22 protein-coding genes and 1 tRNA gene are annotated in these 24,368 nt (G+C 60.3%); 11 read left to right on the top strand and 12 right to left on the bottom strand.

What is annotated here, in order from left to right; translation table 11 throughout:
• Window positions 1-9 precede the first annotated feature (9 nt).
• Window positions 10-1,689 (bottom strand): MFS transporter, encoded by a 1,680-nt coding sequence (locus AC0ZWN_RS00575; protein ID WP_007919119.1) that lies wholly within the window; start codon window positions 1,687-1,689, stop codon window positions 10-12.
• Between the two features lie 270 nt (window positions 1,690-1,959).
• Between AC0ZWN_RS00575 and AC0ZWN_RS00570 the strand changes: the two genes are divergently transcribed.
• The 4 genes from AC0ZWN_RS00570 to AC0ZWN_RS00555 are packed head-to-tail and all read left to right on the top strand — an operon-like array spanning window position 1,960 to window position 8,249.
• Complete coding sequence (locus AC0ZWN_RS00570; protein ID WP_476333631.1) at window positions 1,960-3,081, top strand: AAA family ATPase; 1,122 nt, start codon at window positions 1,960-1,962, stop codon at window positions 3,079-3,081.
• Complete coding sequence (locus AC0ZWN_RS00565; RefSeq protein ID WP_257354816.1) at window positions 3,078-3,512, top strand: bpX5 domain-containing protein; 435 nt, start codon at window positions 3,078-3,080, stop codon at window positions 3,510-3,512. The genes AC0ZWN_RS00570 and AC0ZWN_RS00565 overlap by 4 nt, the downstream gene beginning before the upstream one ends.
• Entirely contained in the window at window positions 3,512-5,341 is a 1,830-nt protein-coding gene (locus AC0ZWN_RS00560) for a hypothetical protein (RefSeq protein ID WP_476333630.1), read from the top strand. Before AC0ZWN_RS00565 ends, AC0ZWN_RS00560 begins: the two co-directional genes overlap by 1 nt.
• Entirely contained in the window at window positions 5,334-8,249 is a 2,916-nt protein-coding gene (locus AC0ZWN_RS00555; RefSeq protein WP_476333629.1) for a bpX6 domain-containing protein, read from the top strand. Before AC0ZWN_RS00560 ends, AC0ZWN_RS00555 begins: the two co-directional genes overlap by 8 nt.
• A 13-nt stretch (window positions 8,250-8,262) precedes the next feature.
• Here AC0ZWN_RS00555 and phnE read toward each other — a convergent pair whose 3' ends face one another.
• From phnE to AC0ZWN_RS00520, 7 genes are all read right to left on the bottom strand, one after another.
• Entirely contained in the window at window positions 8,263-9,030 is a 768-nt protein-coding gene (gene phnE / locus AC0ZWN_RS00550) for a phosphonate ABC transporter, permease protein PhnE (protein WP_476333627.1), read from the bottom strand.
• Entirely contained in the window at window positions 9,027-9,851 is an 825-nt protein-coding gene (locus AC0ZWN_RS00545) for a PhnE/PtxC family ABC transporter permease (RefSeq protein ID WP_093433144.1), read from the bottom strand. Before AC0ZWN_RS00545 ends, phnE begins: the two co-directional genes overlap by 4 nt.
• On the bottom strand, window positions 9,845-10,642 hold the full coding sequence (locus tag AC0ZWN_RS00540) for a phosphonate ABC transporter ATP-binding protein (protein ID WP_476333625.1): 798 nt from the start codon (window positions 10,640-10,642) through the stop codon (window positions 9,845-9,847). The genes AC0ZWN_RS00545 and AC0ZWN_RS00540 overlap by 7 nt, the downstream gene beginning before the upstream one ends.
• On the bottom strand, window positions 10,639-11,502 hold the full coding sequence (locus AC0ZWN_RS00535; protein WP_220558788.1) for a putative selenate ABC transporter substrate-binding protein: 864 nt from the start codon (window positions 11,500-11,502) through the stop codon (window positions 10,639-10,641). Before AC0ZWN_RS00535 ends, AC0ZWN_RS00540 begins: the two co-directional genes overlap by 4 nt.
• A gap of 216 nt (window positions 11,503-11,718) precedes the next feature.
• Window positions 11,719-12,291: an HD domain-containing protein gene (locus AC0ZWN_RS00530; RefSeq protein ID WP_476333622.1), complete on the bottom strand. Its 573-nt coding sequence runs from the start codon at window positions 12,289-12,291 to the stop codon at window positions 11,719-11,721.
• Window positions 12,292-12,366: 75 nt separating this feature from the next.
• On the bottom strand, window positions 12,367-12,924 hold the full coding sequence (locus tag AC0ZWN_RS00525) for a transcriptional regulator (protein WP_476333621.1): 558 nt from the start codon (window positions 12,922-12,924) through the stop codon (window positions 12,367-12,369).
• Window positions 12,925-12,996: 72 nt separating this feature from the next.
• Window positions 12,997-13,398 (bottom strand): RidA family protein, encoded by a 402-nt coding sequence (locus AC0ZWN_RS00520; protein WP_476333619.1) that lies wholly within the window; start codon window positions 13,396-13,398, stop codon window positions 12,997-12,999.
• A gap of 115 nt (window positions 13,399-13,513) precedes the next feature.
• Here AC0ZWN_RS00520 and AC0ZWN_RS00515 point away from each other — a divergent pair, with 115 nt between their 5' ends.
• The 5 genes from AC0ZWN_RS00515 to AC0ZWN_RS00495 all read left to right on the top strand — a co-directional run bounded on the left by AC0ZWN_RS00515 (window position 13,514) and on the right by AC0ZWN_RS00495 (window position 18,265).
• Window positions 13,514-14,407, top strand: coding sequence for a LysR family transcriptional regulator (locus AC0ZWN_RS00515; protein WP_476333617.1), 894 nt, complete (start codon window positions 13,514-13,516; stop codon window positions 14,405-14,407).
• A gap of 124 nt (window positions 14,408-14,531) precedes the next feature.
• Window positions 14,532-15,692, top strand: coding sequence for a radical SAM/SPASM domain-containing protein (locus tag AC0ZWN_RS00510; protein ID WP_093433127.1), 1,161 nt, complete (start codon window positions 14,532-14,534; stop codon window positions 15,690-15,692).
• Between the two features lie 109 nt (window positions 15,693-15,801).
• On the top strand, window positions 15,802-16,827 hold the full coding sequence (locus tag AC0ZWN_RS00505; RefSeq protein WP_460090756.1) for a GlxA family transcriptional regulator: 1,026 nt from the start codon (window positions 15,802-15,804) through the stop codon (window positions 16,825-16,827).
• A 597-nt stretch (window positions 16,828-17,424) separates the two neighbouring features.
• Complete coding sequence (locus AC0ZWN_RS00500; RefSeq protein WP_093433121.1) at window positions 17,425-17,790, top strand: DUF6124 family protein; 366 nt, start codon at window positions 17,425-17,427, stop codon at window positions 17,788-17,790.
• 118 nt (window positions 17,791-17,908) lie between these two features.
• On the top strand, window positions 17,909-18,265 hold the full coding sequence (locus AC0ZWN_RS00495; protein WP_099759009.1) for a DUF6124 family protein: 357 nt from the start codon (window positions 17,909-17,911) through the stop codon (window positions 18,263-18,265).
• 204 nt (window positions 18,266-18,469) lie between these two features.
• On the opposite strand, the gene AC0ZWN_RS00490 is transcribed toward AC0ZWN_RS00495, so the two are convergent.
• Entirely contained in the window at window positions 18,470-19,498 is a 1,029-nt protein-coding gene (locus AC0ZWN_RS00490; protein WP_476333613.1) for an alpha/beta fold hydrolase, read from the bottom strand.
• Window positions 19,499-19,817: 319 nt separating this feature from the next.
• On the opposite strand from AC0ZWN_RS00490, the gene AC0ZWN_RS00485 reads away from it, so the two are divergent.
• A tRNA-Gln gene (locus AC0ZWN_RS00485) sits at window positions 19,818-19,892 on the top strand.
• 114 nt (window positions 19,893-20,006) lie between these two features.
• On the opposite strand, the gene AC0ZWN_RS00480 is transcribed toward AC0ZWN_RS00485, so the two are convergent.
• The 3 genes from AC0ZWN_RS00480 to gstA all read right to left on the bottom strand — a co-directional run bounded on the left by AC0ZWN_RS00480 (window position 20,007) and on the right by gstA (window position 23,286).
• A complete protein-coding gene (locus AC0ZWN_RS00480) occupies window positions 20,007-21,995 on the bottom strand; it encodes a peptidase U32 family protein (RefSeq protein WP_414925908.1) in 1,989 nt (662 codons plus the stop codon).
• A 212-nt stretch (window positions 21,996-22,207) separates the two neighbouring features.
• A complete protein-coding gene (locus AC0ZWN_RS00475) occupies window positions 22,208-22,588 on the bottom strand; it encodes a RidA family protein (RefSeq protein ID WP_093433106.1) in 381 nt (126 codons plus the stop codon).
• Window positions 22,589-22,674: 86 nt separating this feature from the next.
• The gene (gene gstA, locus AC0ZWN_RS00470) at window positions 22,675-23,286 is read right to left on the bottom strand and encodes a glutathione transferase GstA (RefSeq protein ID WP_099759012.1); all 612 of its coding nucleotides are present in this window, start codon (window positions 23,284-23,286) and stop codon (window positions 22,675-22,677) included.
• 107 nt (window positions 23,287-23,393) lie between these two features.
• Between gstA and AC0ZWN_RS00465 the strand changes: the two genes are divergently transcribed.
• Complete coding sequence (locus tag AC0ZWN_RS00465) at window positions 23,394-24,293, top strand: transcriptional regulator GcvA (protein WP_476333610.1); 900 nt, start codon at window positions 23,394-23,396, stop codon at window positions 24,291-24,293.
• Window positions 24,294-24,368 lie beyond the last annotated feature (75 nt).

Below are 24,368 nucleotides of genomic sequence, written 5' to 3'. Positions count from 1 at the left end.
GCATCGGGTTCAATCCTTGAGAATGTCGCGATCCTTGGTTTCCGGCAGGAAGAACGTGCCCAGTATCGCTGTCATCACCGCAATCACGATCGGATACCACAAGCCGTAGTAGATATCCCCGGTCGCGGCGACCATGGCAAACGCCACCGTCGGCAGGAAGCCACCAAACCAGCCGTTACCTATGTGATACGGCAGCGACATCGAGGTATAGCGGATGCGGGTCGGGAACAGCTCGACCAGCCACGCGGCAATCGGGCCATAAACCATGGTCACGTAGATCACCAGCACGGTCAGCAGGAGCAACACCATTGGGTAGTTGGTTTTCGCCGGGTCGGCTTTCTCCGGATAACCGGCTTCCTTGAGCGCGGTGCCGAGGGTCGCGGTAAAGGCATCGTTGCGGGTCTTGAAGTCGGCGGCCGGCAGGGCGCTGCCTTCGAAACTCTCGACGACTTTATCGCCGATGCGCACTTGTGCGACGGTGCCCGGCTCGGCAATCACGTTCTCATACGGGATCGCCCGTTTTGCCAGCAGGGTCTTCGCCAGGTCGCAGGAACTGGTGAATTTGGCCTTGCCCACCGGGTCGAACTGGAATGAGCACTGATCCGGGTTGGCGATCACTTTGACCGGGTTCTTCTCCTGGGCGATAAACACATCAGGGTTACCGTACTGGGTCAGCGCGTGGAAGATCGGGAAGTACGTCAGCGCCGCCAGCATGCACCCGACCATGATGATCGGCTTGCGCCCGATCCGGTCGGAAAGGCTGCCGAAAATCACGAAGAACGGCGTGCCGATCAGCAGCGAACCGGCGATCAACAGGTTGGCGGTTTGCGGGTCGATCTTCAGCGTCTGCAGCAGGAAGAACAACGCGTAGAACTGCCCGGTGTACCAGACCACCGCTTGCCCGGCCGTGCCGCCGAGCAATGACATGATCACCACTTTGAGGTTGTCCCAGCGCGCGAAGGATTCGGTCAGCGGCGCTTTCGACGCCTTGCCTTCAGCTTTCATTTTCTGGAACACCGGTGACTCGCTCAGCTGCAGGCGGATGTACACCGAGACGATCAGCAGCAGGATCGACAACAGAAACGGAATCCGCCAGCCCCACGCTTCGAAGGCTTCAGTGCCCAGCGCCGTGCGGCAGGCGAGGATCACCAGCAGCGACAGAAACAGGCCGAGGGTCGCGGTGGTTTGAATCCACGAGGTGAAGAAGCCGCGCTTGTTGCGCGGCGCGTGTTCGGCCACGTAGGTCGCGGCGCCGCCATACTCGCCGCCCAACGCCAGGCCTTGGAGCAAGCGCAAAGTGATGAGGATGACCGGCGCGGCAACACCAATGGTCGCGTAACCGGGCAATATGCCGACAATTGCGGTGGAGACGCCCATGATGACGATGGTGATAAGGAAGGTGTGTTTGCGCCCGATCATGTCGCCGAGACGGCCGAACACAATGGCTCCGAACGGCCGCACCGCGAACCCGGCGGCGAAGGCAAGCAGGGCGAAGATAAACGCGGTGGTTTCGTTAACGCCAGCGAAGAAGTGCTTGGCGATGATCGCTGCCAGAGAGCCATAAAGGTAAAAGTCGTACCACTCGAAAACCGTGCCCAACGATGAAGCGAAGATAACCTTGCGCTCCTCCTTGGTTATGCCGCCGCTGCGCGGTGGACTGCCGGTGGATGCTGTGTCGATTGTGGCCATGGGTGTTCTCCGTCGTGCTTATTGTTGTAGGCCGGAGTCCCTCGTTACTGCTTGTCGCACTCTGGCCTTGTGGCATATGCCGCCATTGCTCCCGCGTGAAACTTGCACAGTCTGACCGCCTCGCATCGCTGCAAGGTTTCCTGAAGCATAATCAGCTTTTGTCAGATATCCACTCGCGAACTTGACCGTAGTGGCGATTAAAGATCACTCGCCGGCGGCCGATACCTGCCGACCAGCCCAATCAGAATTCATTTTTCAGGGAAGATGCCCATGAGTGCTTCATTGCAGAGCGCTGCCGCGCAAATCCGTCAGGCCGTACGCGTCGCCACCGAAGGTCTTGTGGGGCGTGAGCAGTTGGCCGAACTGATTGTTCTGGCCGCCGTGGCACAGGAGCATATTCTGGTCATCGGCCCACCAGGCACCGCGAAAAGTGCAGTCGTGCGCCGGGTTGCGCAATCGATGGGCGGGCGCTATTTCGAGTATCTGCTGGGGCGGTTTACCGAACCTTCGGAACTGTTCGGCGCGGTCGACCTGAAAAAGCTTCGCGAAGGCACGGTGGAAACTGACGTCAGCGGCATGCTGCCTGAAGCCGATATCGTTTTCCTCGATGAGGTGTTTCTCGGTTCGACGGCCATTCTCAACACGCTCCTTGGCGTGCTTAACGAGCGGCACTTCCGGCGTGGGCATACGCAGATTCAGTGCCCGCTGCGGGTCTGCGTCGGCGCCTCCAACGGCTTGCCCGACGATGAAGCGTTGGCGGCGTTTGGTGACCGCTTCCTGCTGCACCTGTTTGTCGAGTCTGTGCCGGACAATCAGCTGGAAGCGATGCTCGCCGGCGGCTGGCAGTCCGAGCAACGCCCGGTTCAACAGTTGCTCGGTCTGAGCCAGCTCGACACTCTGGGTCAGGCTCTGAAGAGCGTTGACCTGAGCTCCGTGCGCCCGGCGCTGGCCCAAGCCATTCGCCGCTTGCGTGAGGCCGGCATTCAGTTGTCGGATCGACGCATCGTCAAGTCCCAGCGCCTGATCGCTGCCGCCGCGTTGCTCGGTGGTCGAGTGGAGGCCAGTGCCGCCGATCTGTGGCCGCTGCTGTACGTGTTGCCAACCAAGGAGACCCAGCAGCACGGCCGCGAGGTGCTCCGCGAGATGTTCACCCAGTCAAGCAACCGCCATCTGTTCAGCGCGGTGGAGGAGGCGACTCTGCAGCCGATGTCGCGGGTCAGCCGCCTGCTGGAAACCGCCGAGGATTATCTGGCGCGCACTGAACCGCCGGCCGGTGCCTTGCTGGAGGGGCTGCTGCGTGAGATCGACGCCAACTTCAACGACCTGACCATCCCGGCGACGTTGCACGACGTTCGCGGCCAACTCGCCCGTTTGCTGACGACTGCCGCATGAATGGCAAAGCGCTGAGTTGGCGCTGGCGCTCGCGGCCGGTGGCAGCGGCGCCGCAGGCTGCCGTGGCGTGGGGCGAAGCCGCCCGGCGTCTGCATGCGCGATTGCTGGCGATACCGGATGAACAGGCCACGCGCCTGCATGCCACCGCCAATCGCGACGTGCTGCTGGTGAGCGGCGCGGCGGCGGATCTGCCGTGGGTCGATGGCGTTGCCTATGCGGCGATGGACGAGCGTGCGCCCGGGCTGTGGTTACCCACCAGTTGGGAGCCGGATGTACCGACCGACCTGCTGGCGCACGCGTTGTCGCACCGCTTCTCGCGGGCGCCGCTGCTGCTGTGGCGTGATCCATCGGCGGTGGTACCGCTCGATCGGCAATTGCCGGTGAGCGCAGAACATTTGCAGCGAATTGACGATTTTTGGGCGGGGCGCTGATGCAGTTACCTGAATCTCTGCAACCGTGGCGCGAATGGCTGGAGTGGTTCGCCCCAGAACAACTGCCGCTGTTCGCCGATCTGCTTGGACGGCTCAACCCGGTACTGGGCCCGCTGCGCGGTGTGCAACAGGGCGGCGTGCCCGAGCCCGATGGCTTGGGCGATTTACAGAGGCGCGGGCCGTATGACCGGCTGCTGACCAGCGAATGGCTGCTGGCCGACGAAGTGCCCGACGAGTTTCTGCGCCGCGCGGCCGTGGGCGAACATCTGTTCCTCGCGCCGCAATATCGAGCGCAGCAAGCCAGTCGCCGGATTGTCGTGCTGTTCGATGCCGGGCCGTTGCAACTGGGCGCCGCACGCTTGGTGCACATGGCGCTGGTGATCCTGCTGGCACGTCGCGCGAAAGAGGCGGGTGCCGAACTGCGTTGGGGCATTTTGCAGCAGGCGCCAGCCTTGCATGAGGTCGATTCGGCGGCGCAGCTCAAACGATTGCTCGCTGCACGGACCTTCTCCACGGTGAGCGATGCGCATTGGCAGGCGTGGCGCAGTTGGCTGCATAGCGCGTCAATGCCGGTCGGCGAATGCTGGCTGGTGGGGCAACGTCTGCCGGCAACAGACCGGCAGACTTGCAGCCATCGCGTGCAAATCGCGCGAAGTCTTGATGGTTACAGCCTGTCTGTGCACTTGCAGGCAACGGACACCCGTCGCGTGCTATTACCGATGCCCGCTGAGCGTGCGGCCCTGCAACTGCTCAAAGGGCAGTTTGAGGGCGAAATCGTCAAGGCTGCGCCGACGGCCAAAGGTTGTGTGCCGCGAGTGTCGCTGACGCTACAGCCGGTGATTTCCAGCTCCGGCAGCCATGTCGCGCTGAAAATGCTCGATGAGCCCGGCATGGTGGTGATCAAACTACCGGCGCAATACCAGAAAAAACCATTGGAAGTTCGTCGTAACCTCTGGAGCGCAGGACTTACGCCGCTGACGGCGCTGTTTTTTGGGGGCGCCATCGGAGCGGTCATGAGCGACCCTTTGCAACTGACATTCTGGAGTATTTCCGGTCTGAATCCGGTGGATAAACCGGGCCCGGAGGAGTTGAAGCTGCCGCCGGGCACGGGCAACTTCCTCCCGGCGGTCGGTTTGCTCAGTCGCTCTGAAAGGCGATTGTATCTGCTCGATACTCAAGGGCATCTGGCCTACTGGACCGTGAAAAGGGACAAAAATATCGCCGCCCCGGAAACCCGCCAGATCCGTCGCCTGGCGACCGATGTAATCGCCATGGCCAAGATGGCCGGTGATGCGATGGTCTATGTATGTCGTTCAGGCGGTCGGTTGTTCGCCCATCCTGTGCGTCTGGACACCGGGGCGAAGCAACCGTATGGATTGGGCCTTGCCGATGGCGTCAGCCAGGTGCTGTTTGCCGGCATTCAGCGCGGGCGCAGCGCGTTCGGAGGCTGTGCATTGCTCACGATGAAAAACGACTGTGAGAGCTGGCGTGTGTACTCGGCCAATGACTTACCGTCAGCGGCGCAATGCATCGATCTGGCCCGCGGCTGGAAAGGTATCGGTCTGCTGCAAGACGACAACGAGCGTTACTTGCTGTTGATGATCAGCCCCGGTCAACAGGCCATCGCCCTCTGGCACGGCGATGACATGGAGACGTTGTTCACCACCAGCGAGGTGATTGCCAAGGTCAGCTTCTGTCCGTTGAGTGGTCTGGTGGCCGTGCTGACCAGCGCCCGCGAACTGCTGGTGTACGCGGTGCCGCAGCGCCTCCTGCGTTTGCAGGTGTTTTGTAATGAACAGCCGAAAAACAAGGACGACAGCCATGCTTGAAAACGCCGCGGCGTTGATCCGCCGCCCGGTCTTGAGCGGTCACCAGCGCATTGAGGGCCTGTGGTTTGCCGCTGAACGTTTCGCCCAGCACGAACGCGAGCGGTTGATCATCGAGCATTGGCAGACCGCTGCCAGCGCTTACCGTTTCGCCGACGGTGATCTGCTGCGCTTTACTCAGCCACTGACCGTGCACTGCGAGACCTTGCTCGGCTGGCCGTTGATTCGTCAGGGCAAGACGCTGTGTTCAGCCGTACTCGACCCGCAGGAAATGCGCGATCTGCCGGCCGCCGATCTCTGGCTGGTGCGCGGCAGCCATGTCAGTGCTCTGCATCTGCGCGATGCCGACGTGTTGGCGCCGGGTGAGTGGATTGATATCAGTGGCGTGACGTTGCTCGACACCTATGACTGTCGCAACGTATTGCCGCCGCCAGTGCTCGAGCCGTTGGAAGTCACCAGCGATGTGCGCGAGATTCTTGGCAAAAACCTGAAACCGGTCAGCCCCGAGCAGCAAAAGACTCTGCAAGCGCTGATCGCGCGTCAGCAGAAGGCGCCGCAGGTATCGCCCGATGCCGCCGTATCACCGGCGAGCGCCGGCTGGACAGTGCCTGATGACGCGCCTCTGCCGTGGCTGAAACTCAGTGTGACGCTGGTGTTGCTGGTGGCGGTGTTCTGGATGGGCGCCCAGGGCCGGCACACCGAGGTGAACGCCGTGACGCCCGCGCCGGCGACGTCGCTGTCGGTGCAGATCGGTGCTGTCGTGGTGGGCACGCTGATTGCCGGGGTCGCGTTGACCCTGTTGCTGTTCGGGTTGCGTCATCTGTTGCGGCGCGTGGCGTCGGTGCCGTTGCCATTGCCGGGTGCGCCGACCCACGCGGCCGCAGACATTGCGCCGCGGGCGCGGCCACACCAACATAAACCAGCGCTGTGGCGTCGCTGGGTGACGCGCCTGACCCGGCACTCGCGGCTGTCTGCGCTGTACGGCAGGCGTCAGGCAGCCTATATGCAGCGCATGTTCGAGATGTTCGAGAACGGCGATTATGAAGAGGCGCTACGCCATGCGATTCCGCTGGGCGGTGGCGAGCACAGCGGTGAGCAGTCATTCGGTACCCCACAGCGGCGTCAGGATCTGTCGATCAGCCAGCACCAGGGGCTCGCCCGCTCGATGGTCTTCGAGCAAGACGTCGAGGGGCATCTGCGCCAGATCTACCGCCAAACCTTCCAGCGGCTCGACCGTGAAGGCCGGATAGAGGAGGCGGTGTTCGTCCTCGCCGAACTGCTCAAGGTGCAGCAGGAGGCGCTCGACTATCTGGAAAAACACGGCCGCCAACAACAGGCCGCCGACCTCGCGCTGGCCTGGGACATGCCCGCTGCGACCATCGTGCGTCTGCTGTGCCTGGCCGGTAACTGGCAACGCGCCTTGCTGGTGGCGCGGCGCGATGAAGCCTTCGCTGATGCTGTGGCGTTGCTCCAGGACAAATGGCCGTTATACGCCGAGCGCCTGCGTCTGGAGTGGGCCGAATCCTTGGCACGCAAAGGCCTTTGGTTGCAAGCCGTCGAGGTTGTCTGGCCGCTGCTGGCAGAGCGCGAGCGCGCCACGCAATGGTTGTTGAATGCCGAAATGGCCGGTGGCAGCCTGGCACTTGGAGCGCTGGTGAAACGGGCAATTCTGCTCCCCGACACCTTGTTCGCGTACGCCGATCAGGTCGAGCAATTGCGTGATGATCCTGCCCGCTACGCCGAGCGGGCGGCACTGGCCGAAAGCCTGTTGCAGCACAAGGCGCACGCCACCGAGTTGGCCTGGTTGGCGAGCGCCACCGTCCACGCGATTATTGCCGATCAGGTGGGCGGGCAGGGGCGTTTGTCTCTGCTGCAGTTGCAGGCACTGGTCAGCATGAGCAAGGACAAACTCTTGCAGGCCGACCTGCCGCAGCAACTGCCCGCACGACCTGCACCCTACACGCAGGTCACCGGCAGCGAACCCCTGCAATGGACTGCGCCGGACATGGGCAGCCGAATGATCCGGGACGCCGTGCCGCTAACCGATCAGCGCTACTTGCTGGCATTGGGCGAGGCCGGCGCAGTGGTGGTCGATGCGCATGGCAACACGCTCTACCAATTCGCAATGCCTGCGCAATACATCGTTCTGGCCCAGGGGCGGCAGGTCGCATTGCTTGTCGCTCGGCGCAATGAAGTATGGCGTATCAGCAAAGTGGATCTGGTCACGCGCGTCGCAACGGATCTCGGCGTGCAGATGTTCAGTGCGTTCAGCCGCACATTCAACGGTTCGAACTGGACCATCGGCCGTGGGCGACAACTGCGGGTGGTGGATGTCGATCGTGGATTCGAAACCCTGTGGCACGTGAGCGATTTGCCCGGAGAGGTCATTGGCATGAAGGATGACGCGTGCAACGAATCTGTATGGTTGAGTGATGCGCAAGCGGGCCTGGAGTTGTGGCACTACCGGTTACCTGAGCGACGACTGATGAAGCGAATGCCGGTGCCTGCGTTGGGTATCGACCAGCAGTACTTGCTCAGCGCTGACGGGCGATTGGAGTTCATGCGTGTGGAGCGTGAAAGCGACGAGGTTTCGGTTCTGGTGTTCGGTGGTGGGACTGATTGCAACAACTACAGCCTGCCGGATTGTGACTTCGAGCAAGACCATGATGAGTTGGTGGAAGTGCATTTGCATGAGCACTGCCGGCTGATCGGTTACCTGATCAACGACCACGACATGCGCTGGCACTTCATCGCCAGGACCAGCAACCGCCTCGTTGCGACACTGCAATGGCCTCGACAGGGTGTGCGGGTACGTTGTGTCGGTAGCGATTTCCTGCTGTTTGATGATCAGGGACGCTTGAGCCATTTCAATATGGACAATGTCACGCAACACAACCTTTCGCTGAACTGAGTGGTGAGCCGGCCTACGCCTTCACCCAGCGTTGCCGGCTCCACGCACTCAACCAGTCGACCACAAACACCAGCACCAGCATCGCCAGAATCACCGTGCTGGCTTGCGCTTCCTGAAACAGGCTGAGGCTCACATAGAGCATCTGCCCCAATCCGCCAGCGCCGACAAAGCCGAGCACGCTGGCCATGCGGATGTTGTTTTCCCAGCGGTACAGAACGTAGGCGAGCAGTTGCGGCGCAAGGTTCGGCAGCGTGCCGTAGCAAAAGGCGAGGAGCGGATTGCCGCCCTGTAAACGAATGGCTTCGGCCGGTTGTGGCGGGGTATTTTCCAGCGCTTCGGCGAACAAACGACCGAGCACCCCAGTGGTGTGCAGGGCGAGGGCGAGGGTACCGGCGTTCGGGCCGAGGCCAGCGGCAAGTACCATCAGCGCGGCCCAGACCAGTTCCGGTATCGCCCGCAAGGCATTGAGCAGCAGGCGCGAGGCACTTTGCAGTGGCCAGCCGAACCGTCCGGCGGCGGGCAGGGCGAGAACGATGCCGAACACGGCGGCGAGCAGAGTGCCGAGGGTCGACATCGCCAGAGTTTCCATCGAACCATGCAAGATGGCTTTCAGGTAGTCCGCGCTCAAGTCCGGGCTGAGAAAACGCTGCACATACGCGCCCATCTGCTTGACGCTGGTGGCGCTGCCCACCTCGCCCAGATCCAGTCCCAGAAAAGCGAAAGACGCGATGACCGCCAGCGCAATACCGGCGATCAGCAGCAAGTTGATCAGCCGGTTCATGTCAGCCTCCAGCGCAGCAGGCGACTGAGTTGGTCGGCGGCCAATACCAGCACCAGGAAGCACAGCAGGATACTGGCGACTTCACCGCCGGCGAACATGCGGATCGACAGGTCGATCTGCTGACCCAGGCCGCCCGCACCGACAAACCCCATCACCACTGACGCGCGGATCGCGCATTCCCAGCGATAGACCGTGTACGAGAGCAGTTCTGACCCGACGTTGGGCAACGTGCCGTAAGCAAACGCCGCCAGACGGCCGCTGCCAGCCTGCAACAGTGCGTGCGCCGGACGCTGATCGGTCGATTCAAAAATCTCCGCATAGACTTTGCCGAGCATGCCGCTGTAGGTGATGGCGATGGCCAGCACACCGGCCGCCGGCCCCAACCCTACGGCGCGCACAAACAGCAGCGCCCAGACGATTTCCGGCACGCTGCGCAGGAAAATCAACAGTCCGCGCACCGGCCAGCGCAACAGACGCCCCAGTCGGCTCGGCACGCCACCGCGTGACGCGGCAGACAGCGACAGCGCACGACTGGCGACCAGGCCCGCCGGTATCGCCAACACCAGCGCCAACGCCATGCCGGCGGTGGCGATGGCCAGGGTTTGCAGGGTGGCTTTGAGCAGTAACTGCAGAAACGCTTCGTCATGCGCCGGTGGCCAGAACTGCGCGACAAAACGGCCCATTTCATTCTGGCTGTCGGGGAGCAATACGCCCAGATTCAGCTCGCTGAGCTGAATGCCCGGCCACAGCAAAGCAATCGCCAGCAACGTCAGCAGCAGACGTGGCCATGCAGCGGGATCGCGTGAATCGGCTTTCAGCATCGTGGAATCTGCACAGTCAAAGGCGCCACCGCAGCGGTCGGCGATTGCAGCTTTTCGTTGGCGTACAGCGCGTCGAGCATCTCGGGGCTGACTTGATCGGAGGCGCTGTCGAACAGAATCTGCCCGTCGCGCAGACCGATGATTCGCGGAAAGTGCGACAGCGCCAGATCCACCGCATGCAAGCTCGCCACCAGCGTGACGTTATGTTCGCGGGCATGCCGCGAGAGGATCGACAGCGTGTGCCCGGCCATGACCGGGTCCATGGCTGACACCGGTTCGTCGGCCAAGAGGATTTCCGGCGCCTGATACAACACGCGGGCGATACCGACGCGTTGCAACTGGCCGCCAGACAATTGCTGGCAATGCGCGAATAATTTGTCGCCCAGGTCCAGTCGCGCCAACGCCGCGCGCGCACCGGCTACATCCAGCGGATGCAACAGGTTCAAAAGACTTTTACCCAGACTCCATTGGCCGAGCTTGCCGGCCAGCACCGCCGTCACCACACGCTGACGCGGTGGCAGTGGCGGCGCCTGATGCACCAGGCCGATCCGCGCGCGCAGACGCTGACGCTGGCGAGCAGACAAGTGCCAGGCGCGTTCGCCGAGCACTTCAATCTCGCCACTGCTGGGCCGTAGGGCGGTGGCCAGCAGGTTGAGCAAACTCGACTTACCGGCCCCGGACGGGCCAATGATAGCCACCTGTTCACCAACGCCAATCTGCAAGTCGACACCGCGCAGGGCGTCGACTCCATTGGCGTGGCGCAGGCTGCCTTGTTTGAGGCGTAGGGTCATTTCAGCAGTTCGGCGGCGCGGGCGGCTTCCTCGATGCCCTTGTAGTTCTCGGGCTTGGTGTCGATGAAGCGGCTGGCCGCTTGCAGATCAAGAATTTTCTTCTGTTCAGGATTGGCCGGGTCCAGATCAAGGAAGGCTTTCTTGATCTTCGCGGCCAGTGCCGGGTCGAGGGTGCCGCGCACAGTCCAGTTGTAATCGAAGTAGGTCGGGGTGGTGGCGAAGACTTTGACCTTGTTGGTGTCGACCTTGCCGGCGTCGACCAGTTTCTGCCAGACACTGGCGTTCAGCACACCGGCGTCAACCTTGCCAGCCTGCACCCAGGCCACGGTGGCGTCGTGGGCGCCGGAGTAGGCGACACGGCTGAAATAGCCCTCAGGCTTGATGTTGTCGTTTTTCAGCATGAAGTAACGCGGCATCAGGCTGCCAGAGGTCGAAGACACCGAACCGAAAGCGAAGGTCTTGCCCTTCAAGTCGGCGAGGCTATGCACATTCGGGTCAGCGGTGATGAATTTGCTGGTGAACTGCGCATCCTGTTCGCGTTGTACCAACGGGATCACTGGCGTCGTTGCGTCAGTTTTTAAACGTGCCTGCACAAAAGTGAAACCGCCGAGCCAGGCCATGTCGAGGCGATCGGTCGCGAGTGCTTCAACCACTGCCGGGTAGTCCGCCACCGGGACGAACTGCACTTTCATGCCCAGTTGTTGTTCCAGATAAGCACCCAGCGGTTCGAACTTGCGCAGCAACTCGGTCGGGGCTTCATCGGGAATCGCGCTGACGCGCAACACGTCGGCCGCTTGGGCCATGAATGCAGAAAAGGACAGGGCCAGGCCGGCGGTCAGTGCCAGTGTTCGTTTGAGCATGGAATTCTCCGTTTCGTAAGCGTCAAAAGGGCTGAAGTGGCGACGTGAGGCGCAAACTCAGGGTAGACGAAACGGCGAGGTTATACGCACTCAAGGCATCAAAGACCAGCATGGGCGATTGGCGGGTTGGATGTAACCACTAGAAATCCATAAAACCACGCGAAAGGTCAGCGCGGATAACTGCTTAATCCGTGGCCCCAAACGTCGAGTGGCAGTTCACTTCGCTTGCTGGATTCGTGCATGGGTGTCCTGATCGATGAGCGCGCGCAGTGCGGCGAAAATCGGTGCGGCACTGGTGTGTTTCTTGCCGTAAGTCAGATTGAAGCGGTAGTCGAAATCGGCCGGGTTGTGGCCCTGAGTGTGTTGCAGCAGGGTCTCGAGCTTGTCCAGCGCCTTGACCGCTTTGGCTTCGGCTGACCGGGCATTTTCGTAGTCGTCCCACAGCGCGAGAATGTCGTTTCTCAGGGTGTTATCGAGTGAACGGGTCAGCAGCAGAAGGTCATTTCGCTCCTGCTCACCCTTGTCGGGGAACGCGGCCTGATCGACCGCCGGGATGTCGCCGTTGATGGCTTCGCCCAAGTCGTGAATTACGCACATCTTCAGCACTTTAAGCAGGTCGAGTCCGGCCAGTTCATCGGCGAAAACTATCGCCATCAGGCACAGGCGCCAGCTGTGTTCGGCGGTGCTTTCGGTGCGCCCACTGGAGGTGTGTGCGCTTCTGAGAACGTCCTTGAGCTTTTCTGCTTCACGCAGGAATTCGAGGCGTGCGCTGATTTTTTCGAGGTCCATGAACTTGCCCGGTGGTGGAGCCGAGCAGCAAGCCTAGGGCCGATGCGGTTGAGCGTCCACGCATAAAATATGCGTTCAGAGCGTCTCGACCAGCCGCGCGGCAGTGCCGTCGGACAGTGGAATACGCGTCCAGCGGCACAGGCTCTGGCGGATCGGCACAAGGTCGGAGTCATTGTTGCCGGTGACAAACTCCAGCGCCGGTGGCGCCTGCAGTTCGCGCCAACCGAGAGTGTCGAGTGCCCGTTCGTTGTTGGCGATTTCCGGCGTCACGAAACGCCACAGCGATTGCCCGAGCAATTCGCTCAGCGGGCTGGCGAACTGCGCGGCGCGGGCCGGGGAACAGGCCAGCAAACGGTGAGTCAGGTCGCAGACCAGATGCACCGGTCGCGCGCTTTCGCGCACTAGCCGGGCGAGAGCCTGATCGGCCGCCGTGTCGAGGCGCGCGGCCAACAGTTGCTCAAGCTGTAGATGCGCAGCCGGATCCAGCGCCAGCACGCCGCTTTCCCAGCGGGAAATGGTCGATTGGGTGACGTTGAACATCTGCGCGGCGTGGCTTTGCTTGACGCGATGCAGCAAGCGCCAACGACGCAGGGCGATGCCGGGGAGGGCAGGTTTGAGCAATGAAACTGACATGACGGCTGTCGGAAAGACTAAAGGGCCGACAGTCTGAAGACTGCCGACCCCTGCTGCAAATCGATCTGACGATCAGGCCGCTTCAGGCAACCTGGCAATCACCTTGATCTCGAAATCAAACCCATACAGCCAGGTCACACCAACCGCCGTCACCGTCGGATGCGGCGCCTCGCCCCAGAACTCGGTCAGCACCACATCCCAGATCGTCTCGAATTTCGACTGGGGATCAACGATGAATACGGTGACATCCACCACGTCATCGAAGCTGGCACCGGCCTCTGCAAGGATTGCATTGAGGTTAGTGAACGCCTGACGCACCTGGTTTTTCAGGTCTGGCTCTGGCGTGCCGTCCTCGGTGCTGCCGACCTGTCCCGAGACAAACAGAAAACCGTTGGAGCGAATGGCTGGCGAGTAACGGTGGCGTTCGTAAAGCGTGCGGCGTGCGGGTGGGAAAACAACATCGCGCTGAGTCATGGGAGTGTCTCCTTCATTTGAGTTGATGGAGCCACTGTAGGTATTTGCAGGCCACCGATAAACGCGCAAGCTTGGCGTTCACTGTTTGTGAAATCCAAACAATCGAGGGCGCACCTTGGACCGTTTTGACGCAATGCAGGCCTTCGCCCGGGTGGTCGAGGCGGGGAGTTTCACCAAAGCGGCGGAAACCTTGCACATGAGCAAGACCACCGTGACCCAACTGGTTCAGCAACTGGAGGCGCGCCTGCGGGTGAAGTTGCTCAATCGCACCACGCGCAAGGTCAACGTGACCGCCGATGGCGCGGCGTATTACCAACGCGTGATCCGCTTGCTCGCCGACCTCGATGATGCCGAAACCAGCCTGCCCGGCGCGGCGGCATCACCTTCGGGCCGGCTGCGAGTGGACGTCCCGAGTCCGCTCGCACGGTTGATTCTGGTGCCGGCCCTGCCTGAGTTTCACGCGCGTTATCCGGATATTCAGATCGACATGGGCGTCAGTGACCGTATCGTCGACATCATTGATGAGAACGTCGATTGCGTGGTACGCGGGGGCGAACTCATGGACCTGTCGCTGATGGCACGCAAGATCGCCGATCTGCAGTTGGGGGTGTTTGCCGCACCGCAATATCTGGCGCGCGCGGGCATTCCCGCGCACCCGAGAGACCTGGAAGACAGCCACCATCGCGTGGTCGGTTTTCTCTGGGCACGCACCGGCAAACCGGTGCCATATGCCTTGCACAACGCCACTGAAAACCTGCAAATCAAGGGACGGCACGTATTGGCAGTCGATGACGGCAACGCTTATCTCGCGGCAGGTCTGGCGGGCATGGGCGTGCTGTGGTTACCCAAATACATGTCTGCCGCCCATCAAGCGCGTGGCGAGCTGGTGCCGCTGTTCGAAGACTGGAAACTTGTGCCGATGCCGCTCTACATTGCTTATCCGCCGAACCGGCATGTCAGCCTGAAATTGCGCGTGTTCATCGATTGGGTCGTTGAGTTAATGGCGTAGAAGCATTGTGGTGCAGTTATTGCTAGCTGCTGTGCCAGTGCCGTCAAAATACCAACACAATCAGGCGACTTGAAAGCCCGTAGTGATGAGATGCATGGCTTTCAATTCTAGGAGCTTCACCCGCATGAATATGTACATCGATATCGTCGGTGCGTGCAATCTGAGCTGCCCGTCTTGCCCAATGGGCAACTCGGAAAATCTCAATTTCAAAAAAGCCATGCAGCTCGACATGTTCAAGCAGATTGTCGATAAGGCCAAGACAGAGGGCGTCGACACCATCTACCTCTATAACTGGACCGAGCCGCTGATTCATCCAAAAATTGGCGAATTTATCGAGATCATTAATGCTGCCGGCATGGGCAGCGGTATCAGCACCAACCTTAATCTCGCCAAGAATATGGAAAAGGCCCTGATGGCCGAGCCGAGTTACTTCCGTATTTCGCTCTCGGGTTTTTACCAGGAGACCTACGAAAAGGGCCATGTCGGCGGCGATATCGAAGTTGTAAAACAAAACATGATCGCCCTGCAGGAGATCAAACAGCGCCTGGGTCTGAGAACCCGTGTGGATGTTTACTATCACCGCTACCTGGATAACATCGAAGAAGAATCACTGATGCGCGCGTTCAGTGAGCGTCTGGGTTTCATCTTCACCACCGGGTATTCGGTGATGATGCCGCTGGAGAAGACACTGGCCATTGTCGAGCGTGACCCGTCTGTCACGGCTACGGACATTGACACCCTGAAACGCCTCGCATTGCCGCCGTACGACGATCTCGTCAACGTCATCCAGCAATTTCCCAAGATGGCGTGCACGCTCAAGGATGACTGGCTGGTCATCGACTGCAATGGCAACACGGTGCTTTGCTGCACGATCTTCAATCAGACCGAGTATCAGGTTGGCAAGTACCTCGACATGCCGCTTGAAGAGCTGACGCGGCGTAAATCGACGCAGAAAAACTGTGTCGACATGTGCGACCGCTGCGCCAATAAAGGCCTGCATATCTACTCGATGCATCCCAATCAGGGTGTGCTGGAGCGGCACGCGGTGAATCGCATCATCGATTTCGAGCACTTCGCCAGCCAGGGTCTCACGGTGGACAGCGAGCGTCTCGGGCGTGCGGGCGAAGTCAGCGCAGAAAACTTTGATGAAGCCCAATACCTTCGATTGAATGACGATGTCAGGATCGCGATTTCCCAGGGATCGTTCTCCAGCGGTTATCAGCACTACGTGCTGTGTGGGCGTCTTGAGGGGCGTTTAGGCGCCGGGGTTTTCTCGGCTGTTTGAGTCAGAGATGGATTGGCGGACAACCCCCCACTGAAACTGTTCGCCATTCACCGGCGTGATTGACTCTTTGGCGGATCAAGCCAACTATCGGCGCACAATAACATGACCGATGGACCACAACTTGATCGAACGACGCCAATTCAGCGGAGGCATGAAGGGGAAAAACCTCCGCTATCTGAATGAGCAAAGCGCGGATGAAACGCGCATGACCCGCACCGGTTTTCTGCTGCTCGAACACTTTTCGCTACCGGCGTTTACCCAAGCACTGGACACCGTTGTCACCACCAACCTGCTGCGTCCGGGGCTGTTTTCCTCGCGCACGTTTGGTTTGGGCGACGGCGAAGTCATCAGTGATCTGGGGCTGGTCATCCGCCCTGACGCACGTCTGGATTCAGCCGCGCTGGCGCAACTGGATCTGCTGGTGGTGTGTGGCGGGTATCGCACTGAGTTGCGGGCGAGTGAGGAGTTTATTCATTTGCTTCAGGTTGCAGCGGAGCGGGGCATCAGCCTCGCCGGGTTGTGGAACGGTTCGTGGTTCCTCGGCCGCGCCGGATTGCTCGACGGCTATCGCTGCGCGATCCACCCGGAACATCGCCCGGCGCTGACTGAAATCGCCAAAACCACCCATGTCAGCAGTGAGCCTTACGTGATCGACCGCGACCGGCTCACGGCATCGAGTCCGTCCGGCGCTTTCCACATGGCATTGGACTGGATCAAGAGTCTGCACGGCAAAGCCCTGGTCGAAGGGATCGAAGACATCCTCGCCTTCGAGGAATCGCGTTACCGGCGCATCAAACCAGACGAGAACATCTGCGTCAGTGCGCCGTTGCGTGAAGTGGTGAAGCTGATGGATGCCAATCTGGAAGAGCCGCTGGAGCTGGAGCAACTGGCGGTGTATGCCGGGCGTTCTCGTCGGCAGTTGGAGCGCTTGTTCAAGGAGCAACTGGGCACCACGCCGCAGCGCTATTACCTGGAACTGCGCATCACCGAAGCGCGACGGTTGTTGCAGCACACTGAGCTTTCACAAGTGGAAGTGCTGGTCGCGTGCGGCTTCGTCTCGCCAAGCCATTTCAGCAAATGCTACAGCTCATATTTCGGCTACAGACCTTCCAAAGAAAAACGCCTGGTCAAATAACCCAAGCCGTCACCCACCTGAGTTCACCTCGGTATCCCACGTCGGCGTACCTCCCCCAAACAGCCGGTCAGTTCCCTCTCCCTTTGGGAGAGGGCTAGGGTGAGGGAACTTGCAGGCGGCACCAACCGCTTCGTCACCAAAATTCACCTCGGTATCCCACGTCGGCGTAGCTCTCCCAAACACCCCGGTCAGTCCCCTCTCCCTCTGGGAGAGGGCTAGGGTGAGGGGCTTTTAAACGCTATCACCCACGCACGTTTAACTTACACGCACTGTTACGCCATAACGGCTACAACACCTTGCGCCGTTGCCTACGCGTACGCCAGAATCCGCCGGCTTACGCGCCTTGAGGCGGGCTGTATCGTTTCCCTGTCACTGCAAAACAGTGATCGGGTTTGGTAGCCCGTTTTCTAAGCGTTATGCGCCGCTATATGCAGTCTCTTTTCGGGGCTCGGTTTTTTATGGTGGCCATGCGTGGGGCTCCTTCGGGAGCGCCGGGGTTTACTCGCTTAGACCGGTCTACCAACCTGCGCAATGGTCACCACCTCGTTTGGTAGCGTGAGTGATGGCTCCTTATTTTTTGCTAAGCGAGTGTCATCTATGTTCAAAATTACGCCAAACCCGCCAGAAACCGATCCAATCCCCTACGACGCCGCACTCGAACCTCAAAACATCAAAGAGGCCACCGACCGCGCGATCAACTTCTATCTCAACCCCTCAGCGCTGAAGACCTCAGTACCCACCCGCAAGACCGGCAAGATCTACCTCATCGACCCCACAGTGGATAACGAAACCCTGCTCGTCGAAGCCACTGAAACCTTGTCCTCCGCCACTGACATGGCCCGTGAACTCGCCGATTCGATAGAACCCTCACAGCGCAAAAAGATGCTGATCCTGCAACAGGTGATCATGCTCAGCGAGCTGGTGGTCGGCCGAGTTCTGGACAACCAGCGCTTGCCGCACTAGTCGCGGAGCAGATGGGTGAGGGGGCTCGCTCCCTCATTGCACAGAAGCGTCTGTAATCGCGGCGCTTCACGCCTTCTATCAAAGAGCCGCCAACGGTTCTTGTCTGGAGTTTCAGCTGATGTCCCAGCCACCCGAACCACCGGTCACTGACCTGATATCGCCGTACGCCTCGCCCAATTCAAGAAAGCTCCACGAAGCGGCAGAACGTGCGCTCGACCATTACCTGTTGCCTGCCGCGATCATGGCCACGCCCTATACGCCCAATGCTCTGTTCATGGCCAACCCGCAAGCAGACACGGAGTCGCTGCTGACCAATGCTTGCGGCTCCCTGGCGTCCGCGTCGGTCATGCTCGGTAATTTTGCCGGAATGCTGGAGGGCGCAAATCGTCATACCCTGCTGGGTATTGCGCAAGTGGTCATGTTGGGGGAGTTGGCGGTGAACAAGGCGCTGGATCTGGTTGTGCCAACCGAGTGATCGCGCACGTTAGTCGGGGTTGAGGGTGTCTGGTCGGGCGTGATCGCGAGCAGGCTCACTCCTACATTTGAAATGCGTTCCCCCTGTAGGAGTGAGCCTGCTCGCGATGGCGTCCGTTCAGGCAAAGCATCTGCAAAACGTGACCATCCCTCCACCCTCAAATAATCAAGCAGTCAGCCTGAGCGGCTGACTGCCTTTTTGTTTCTACAGGTGATCCGCATCAATCACCGCTTTGGCAAACGCCTGCGGATCCTCCTGCGGCAAGTTGTGCCCGATCCCGCCATTGATCAAGCGGAACTGATACTTGCCGGTAAAACGCTTGGCGTAATCCTCCGGCGCCGGGTGCGGCGCGCCGTTGGCATCGCCTTCGAGGGTAATGGTCGGCACGTTGATCGACGGCGCGGTAGCGAGCTTCTGTTCCAGCGCGGCGTATTTCGCTTCACCCTGAACCAGGCCTAAACGCCAGCGGTAGTTGAACACGGTGATGTCGACGTGATCGGGGTTCTCCAGCGCTTTGGCACTGCGATCGAACGTGGCGTCGTCAAATTTCCACTGCGGCGAGGCCAGTTGCCAGATCAGCTTGGCAAAGTCGTGAGTGTTTTTCTCGTAACCGGCACGACCACGGTCGGTAGCGAAGTAGAACTGATACCACCACTGCAATTCAGCCTTGGGCGGCAGCGGGTTTTGCCCGGCGGCCTGATTGCCGATCAGATAACCGCTGACCGAAACCAATGCCTTCACGCGTTCCGGCCACAGCGCCGAAACGATGTCCGCCGAACGCGCGCCCCAGTCATAGCCGCCAAGCACCGCTTGCTTGATTTTCAACGCGTCCATGAAGTCGATGACGTCACTGGCCAGCGCCGCTGGTTGACCATTGCGCAAGGTGTCTTTGGAGAGGAACTGCGTATCGCCATAACCGCGCGCATACGGCATCAACACCCGATAACCCTTGGCCGCGAGCAGCGGCGCGACTTCGTCGTAGCTGTGAATGTCGTAGGGCCAGCCGTGCAACAGGATCACCACCGGGCCATTCGCGGGGCCGGTTTCGGCATAGGCGACGTCAAGCACGCCGGCCTTCACATGCTTGAGCGGGCCGAAGGGTGAGGGCGCGGAATAGCTGACGGCGGCCGGTTCAGTGGTTTGCGCCTGAGCGCTGCCAAAAGCGCCGAACAGCGCCACAGCCAGAATCGACAAGCCGAATGCAGTTTTGCGGGTGTGCAGTGCCATCTTCATGGTGACGTCTCCTTTGCGAGCCTTTGGCCAAGGGTTCTGAATGAACACCTGAAACCTTGAGTGCATTTGAGCGCGGAGACGTATCTGGCCTGTGTCGAAGAACGGCTTTGTTGAAAGTCGATGTGTCGCGGCGGGGGGCGTACACAGTGTGATACACGGCGGCGAAACCGACTCCCCCTGGACCTGATTCAGGCCAAAATATTAAGTCGCTGTTTTAAAACAAAAAATATTTCACTTCGCGCTTCCCAAAGCAAAAAAACCTTGGTAAATTGCGCCCCGTTCTCACAGCGAAACTAACGGAGTAGCTGGAAAGAGCAGTAGGGGCGTCGCCAAGCGGTAAGGCAGCAGGTTTTGATCCTGCCATGCGTTGGTTCGAATCCAGCCGCCCCTGCCATATTCGAAAAAACGCCAACTTCGCAAGAAGTTGGCGTTTTTTTATGCCTGCGATTTAGCACCGGTGGTGCAGGGCAGGCGTGCGCGGCGCCGAAGCACCGCGCACGTCATCCACTCAGTGCGGTGCGCGCGGGATGGTTTTCATCAGGTCTTCGGGGCTGATGTGGCCGACCACGCTGCCCGGTTGCGGCAGGTTGAGGATGTGGCCTTTCATCTTGCCGATGATGTGCATTTCGCACGGCTTGCAATCGAACTTCAGCGTCAGCACTTCATCGCCGTGGATCAACTGCATCGGTGCAACCTTGGTGCGCACGCCGGTCACGCCTTTCGCCTGTTTCGGGCACAGGTTGAAAGAGAAGCGCAGGCAGTGCTTGGTGATCATCACCGGCACTTCGCCCGGCTCTTCGTGAGCCTCGTACGCAGCGTCGATCAGCTTCACGCCGTGACGGTGGTAGAAGTCGCGAGCCTTTTGGTTATAGACGTTGGCGAGGAAGGTCAGGTGTGAATCCGGATACACCGGCGGCGGGCTGGTTTCGGCTTTACGGCCGCCACGCGGATGAGCGGCGACACGGGCAGCGGTCAGGGCTTCGATCACTTCACGACGCAGCGACTTGAGCTGCGAGTTGGGGATGAAGAACGCCTGTGGCGCATCCAGCTTGACGTCGGTGGCGTGGTACTGCGTGGTGCCGAGCTGGCCGAGCAGATCGCGCAGCTGTTCGAGCGCTTGCTCAGGCTTGTTGGCCACGCCGAACGGACCGGCGAGGGTGACGCTGGCGCTGATGCCTTCTTCACTGGTGGCAGTCACTTCCAGCTGTTCTTCACGCAGACGAGCGACCCAGCTCAGGGCCACGCGACGCTCGGAAGAAGTCTTCTGCAGCGCCTGTTGCCAGTTGTGATCGAGGTTGCGATTCAACGGGTGGTTCGGGCGCAGCTTGTACAAGCCTTCGGGCATCTCGTTCGGCTCGACGCGATAGCGGTAGCGCTTCTCGCCGTCTTCTTCGAACTCGCCTTTGGCTTCGGCGATGTTGGCGCGGAAACCGACCACTTCGCGCTTGACCAGCACGTTCAAACCGTCGCCGTTGGACAGCGGCTCGTGAGTCACGACCTGCATGTCGCGTTTGCCGACTTTCTCGACGGTGCCGACTGGCAGGCCGGTGAAGGTCGGCGAATCGAAAGCGCCGATGTCGATCTTGCGATCGGTGACGAAGTAGTCGGTGCTGCCACGGTGGAAGGTTTTTTCCGGATCAGGCAGGAAGAAGTGCGCGGTGCGGCCGCTGGAGGCGCGGGCCAGATCCGGGCGATCTTCGAGCACGTCGTCGAGGCGCTGGCGGTAATAGGCGGTGATGTTCTTCACATAGCCCATGTCCTTGTAGCGACCTTCGATCTTGAACGAGCGCACACCGGCTTCAACCAGGGCGCGGATGTTGGCGCTCTGGTTGTTGTCTTTCATCGACAGCAGGTGTTTTTCGTAGGCGATCACGCCACCCTTTTCATCTTTGAGGGTGTACGGCAAGCGGCAAGCCTGCGAGCAGTCGCCACGGTTGGCGCTGCGCCCGGTTTGCGCGTGGGAAATGTTGCACTGACCGGAGAAGGCCACGCACAACGCGCCGTGAATGAAGAACTCGATGGCGGCGTCGGTTTCGTCGGCGATCGCGCGGATTTCCTGCAGGTTCAGCTCACGGGCCAATACCAGTTGCGAGAAACCGGCCTGATCGAGGAACTTCGCCCGCTCAAGGGTGCGGATGTCGGTCTGGGTCGAGGCGTGCAGCTCGATCGGCGGAATGTCCAGCTCCATCACGCCCAGATCCTGAACGATCAGCGCGTCGACACCAGCGTCGTACAACTGATGGATCAGCTTGCGCGCCGGCTCCAGTTCGTTGTCGTGCAGGATGGTGTTGATGGTGGTGAAAATGCGCGCGTGATACTTGCGGGCGAATTCCACCAGTTCGGCGATTTCGCTGACTTCGTTACAGGCGTTGTGGCGCGCGCCGAAGCTCGGGCCGCCGATGTACACGGCGTCGGCGCCGTGCAGGATCGCCTCACGGGCGATGGCGACATCGCGGGCAGGGCTGAGCAATTCCAGGTGATGCTTGGGCAAGGACATAGTTTTTTTAGTCAGGCTGTCACGGTTAGGCGCGCATTCTACCCGTGAAACGCGCGCCCGGCACGCCTGTGCTGCCCGATGGCAGCTGAGACTGCACAACCCCCTGTGGGAGCGAGCCTGCTCGCGAAGGGGCCAGCACATTCAGCATCAATGGCGCCTGAACGGACGCTTTCGCGAGCAGGCTCGCTCCCACAGGGTTTGGTGGTGCGAAGTCAGGCCTTGGCCGCCATCGCGGTGACTTCCACGCGCATCCCTTCAACCGCCAGCGACGCCACACCCACCGCCGCACGCACCGGCCAAGGCTTGGCGAAGTAGCGCTTGTACACCTCGTTGAATGCGGCGCGATCGGCCATGTCGGTCAGGTAGATCGTCAAGTGCATCACCCGATCCATCGAACTGCCGGCACGTTCCAGCGCAACTTTCAGCGCTTGCAGGGTGCATTCGCTTTGCGCGGTGATATCGCCCAGTTCCAGACTGCCGTCGGCACGGGTTGGAATCTGGGTGGAAACCATGATGCCGTTGAATGTGGCAACGTCCGAGGAAATCGAGTCGGCGTCCGGATCTGGAGTGAAGGTGATGTCTTGGTTAGCCATGCTGATCCTTTGAGTGAGCGAGTGAAGATGGCCGCAGTTTACAGATACAGCGTCGACATGGCCCGCTCCGTGGCAACAGAGGCCGGTCAGACCGGCTGCGTCGCGGCTTCCGCCGCGATGGCTGCAAGAACGCAGGGGCGGGCGCCGATGCGCTGCATGTAGCTGGCAAGTGCCGGCCAGTCCTGTATGTCGATGGCAAAGGTCGGCAGCCACTTCAGCACGGTGAACAGGTAAGCATCGGCGACGCCGAATTTGTCCATCAGATAGTCCCGAGCCGACAGTTGCTGATTCAGGTAATCGAGGCGCTTGAACAGTGTGTGGCGGAAAATCGTTTTGACCGATTCCGGGATCTGCGCATTGAACAGCGGTGCACTGCCACCGTGAATTTCCGTACTGATGAAGTTCAGATGTTCCTGCAAACGCGTGCGCTCCCATGAACCCAAGGGTGGCGCCAGCGTGTTGGCGGGCACCTGATCGAGCAGAAACTGCAGGATCGCCGGCCCCTCCGTCAACACTTCGCCGTTATCCAGAACCAGCGCTGCAACGTAGCCCTTCGGATTGATCTCGCGGAAGTCGCGGCCATCGGCGGTGCGTTTGCTCTGGTTGTTGACGCGAACCAGTTCGAACGGCAAACCCAGTTCTCGCAGCACAATGTGCGGGGAAAGCGAACAGGTCATGGGCGCAAAATACAGTTTCATGGCACTTCCTTGCTGAGAGAGAGCGCCAGATTCCATTGCCGAAGCGGCTTTCGCAAAGGTCATTTACAGTGCTAGCGTATGACAAAATCTCATGAGCACTCAGAACCATGACGGTCCGACTTCCCTCGCTGAATGGCTTGCGCGCCTTTGAATCGGTCGCCAGGCACATGAGCTTCACCAAGGCTGCCGAAGAACTCAATGTCACCCAGACCGCTGTCAGTCACCAGATCCGTCGACTCGAAACCGAGCTGGGCGGGCCTCTGTTTTTGCGGCTCAACGAGGGGTTGGTGCTGAGCGAGGACGGGCACGCCTATTTGCCGGGTGTGCGTGCAGCGTTTCATGAGCTGCGCTATTCGACTGAGCAGTTGCTCGCGTCTCGCGATAAAAGCGTGCTGACGATCAGTACGCTGGTGTCGTTTGCATCGAAGTGGCTGTTGCCGCGGTTGCCGTCCTTTCAGCAGGCGTTTCCCGCTATCGATGTGCGAATCAGTGCGGTCACTGAGCTGGTCGACTTTCGCAAGGGCACGATTGATGCGGCGATCCGTTATGGGCGCGGCGACTGGAAGGGTTTGCGTGGCGATTTTCTGATGTCCGATGATGTTTTCCCGGTATGCAGCCCGGCATTGGCGAAGACGTTGCGAACGCCCGCAGACCTGGCCAATCACGCATTGCTGCAAGTCAGTGGCGCGACGGCCGGTGACTGGAGCGCCTGGTTGCGTGCCGCAGGCCAGCCGCCGCAACTCGCTGAAGGCCCGCGCCTGACCTTTGATCTGGCGATGATGGCGGTACAGGCAGCGGTTGACGGGCAGGGTGTGTGCATTGGCCGTTCAACCTATGTCGAGGATGATTTGCGGGCCGGGCGTCTGGTGGCTCCGTTCGATCTGCGCTTGCAAGATGAACTGGGTTTTTATCTGGTAGCGCCCCATGAAACGGCGCAATCGAAGAAGATCGTGGCATTCAGGACATGGCTGTTGGCACTGTCACCGGGCAAAGACGCTTTTGTATAAGCGTGTATCAAGTTGCCGCGCAGACACACGCGAACAATAAACCCGGGGTTTACGACACATCAGCCATACACGCGA

Source organism: Pseudomonas sp. 3B-A001-10F (genome assembly GCF_056313565.1).
The sequence above is the reverse complement of the archived record's forward strand: the minus strand, read 5'-3'. Positions and strand labels throughout refer to the sequence as shown.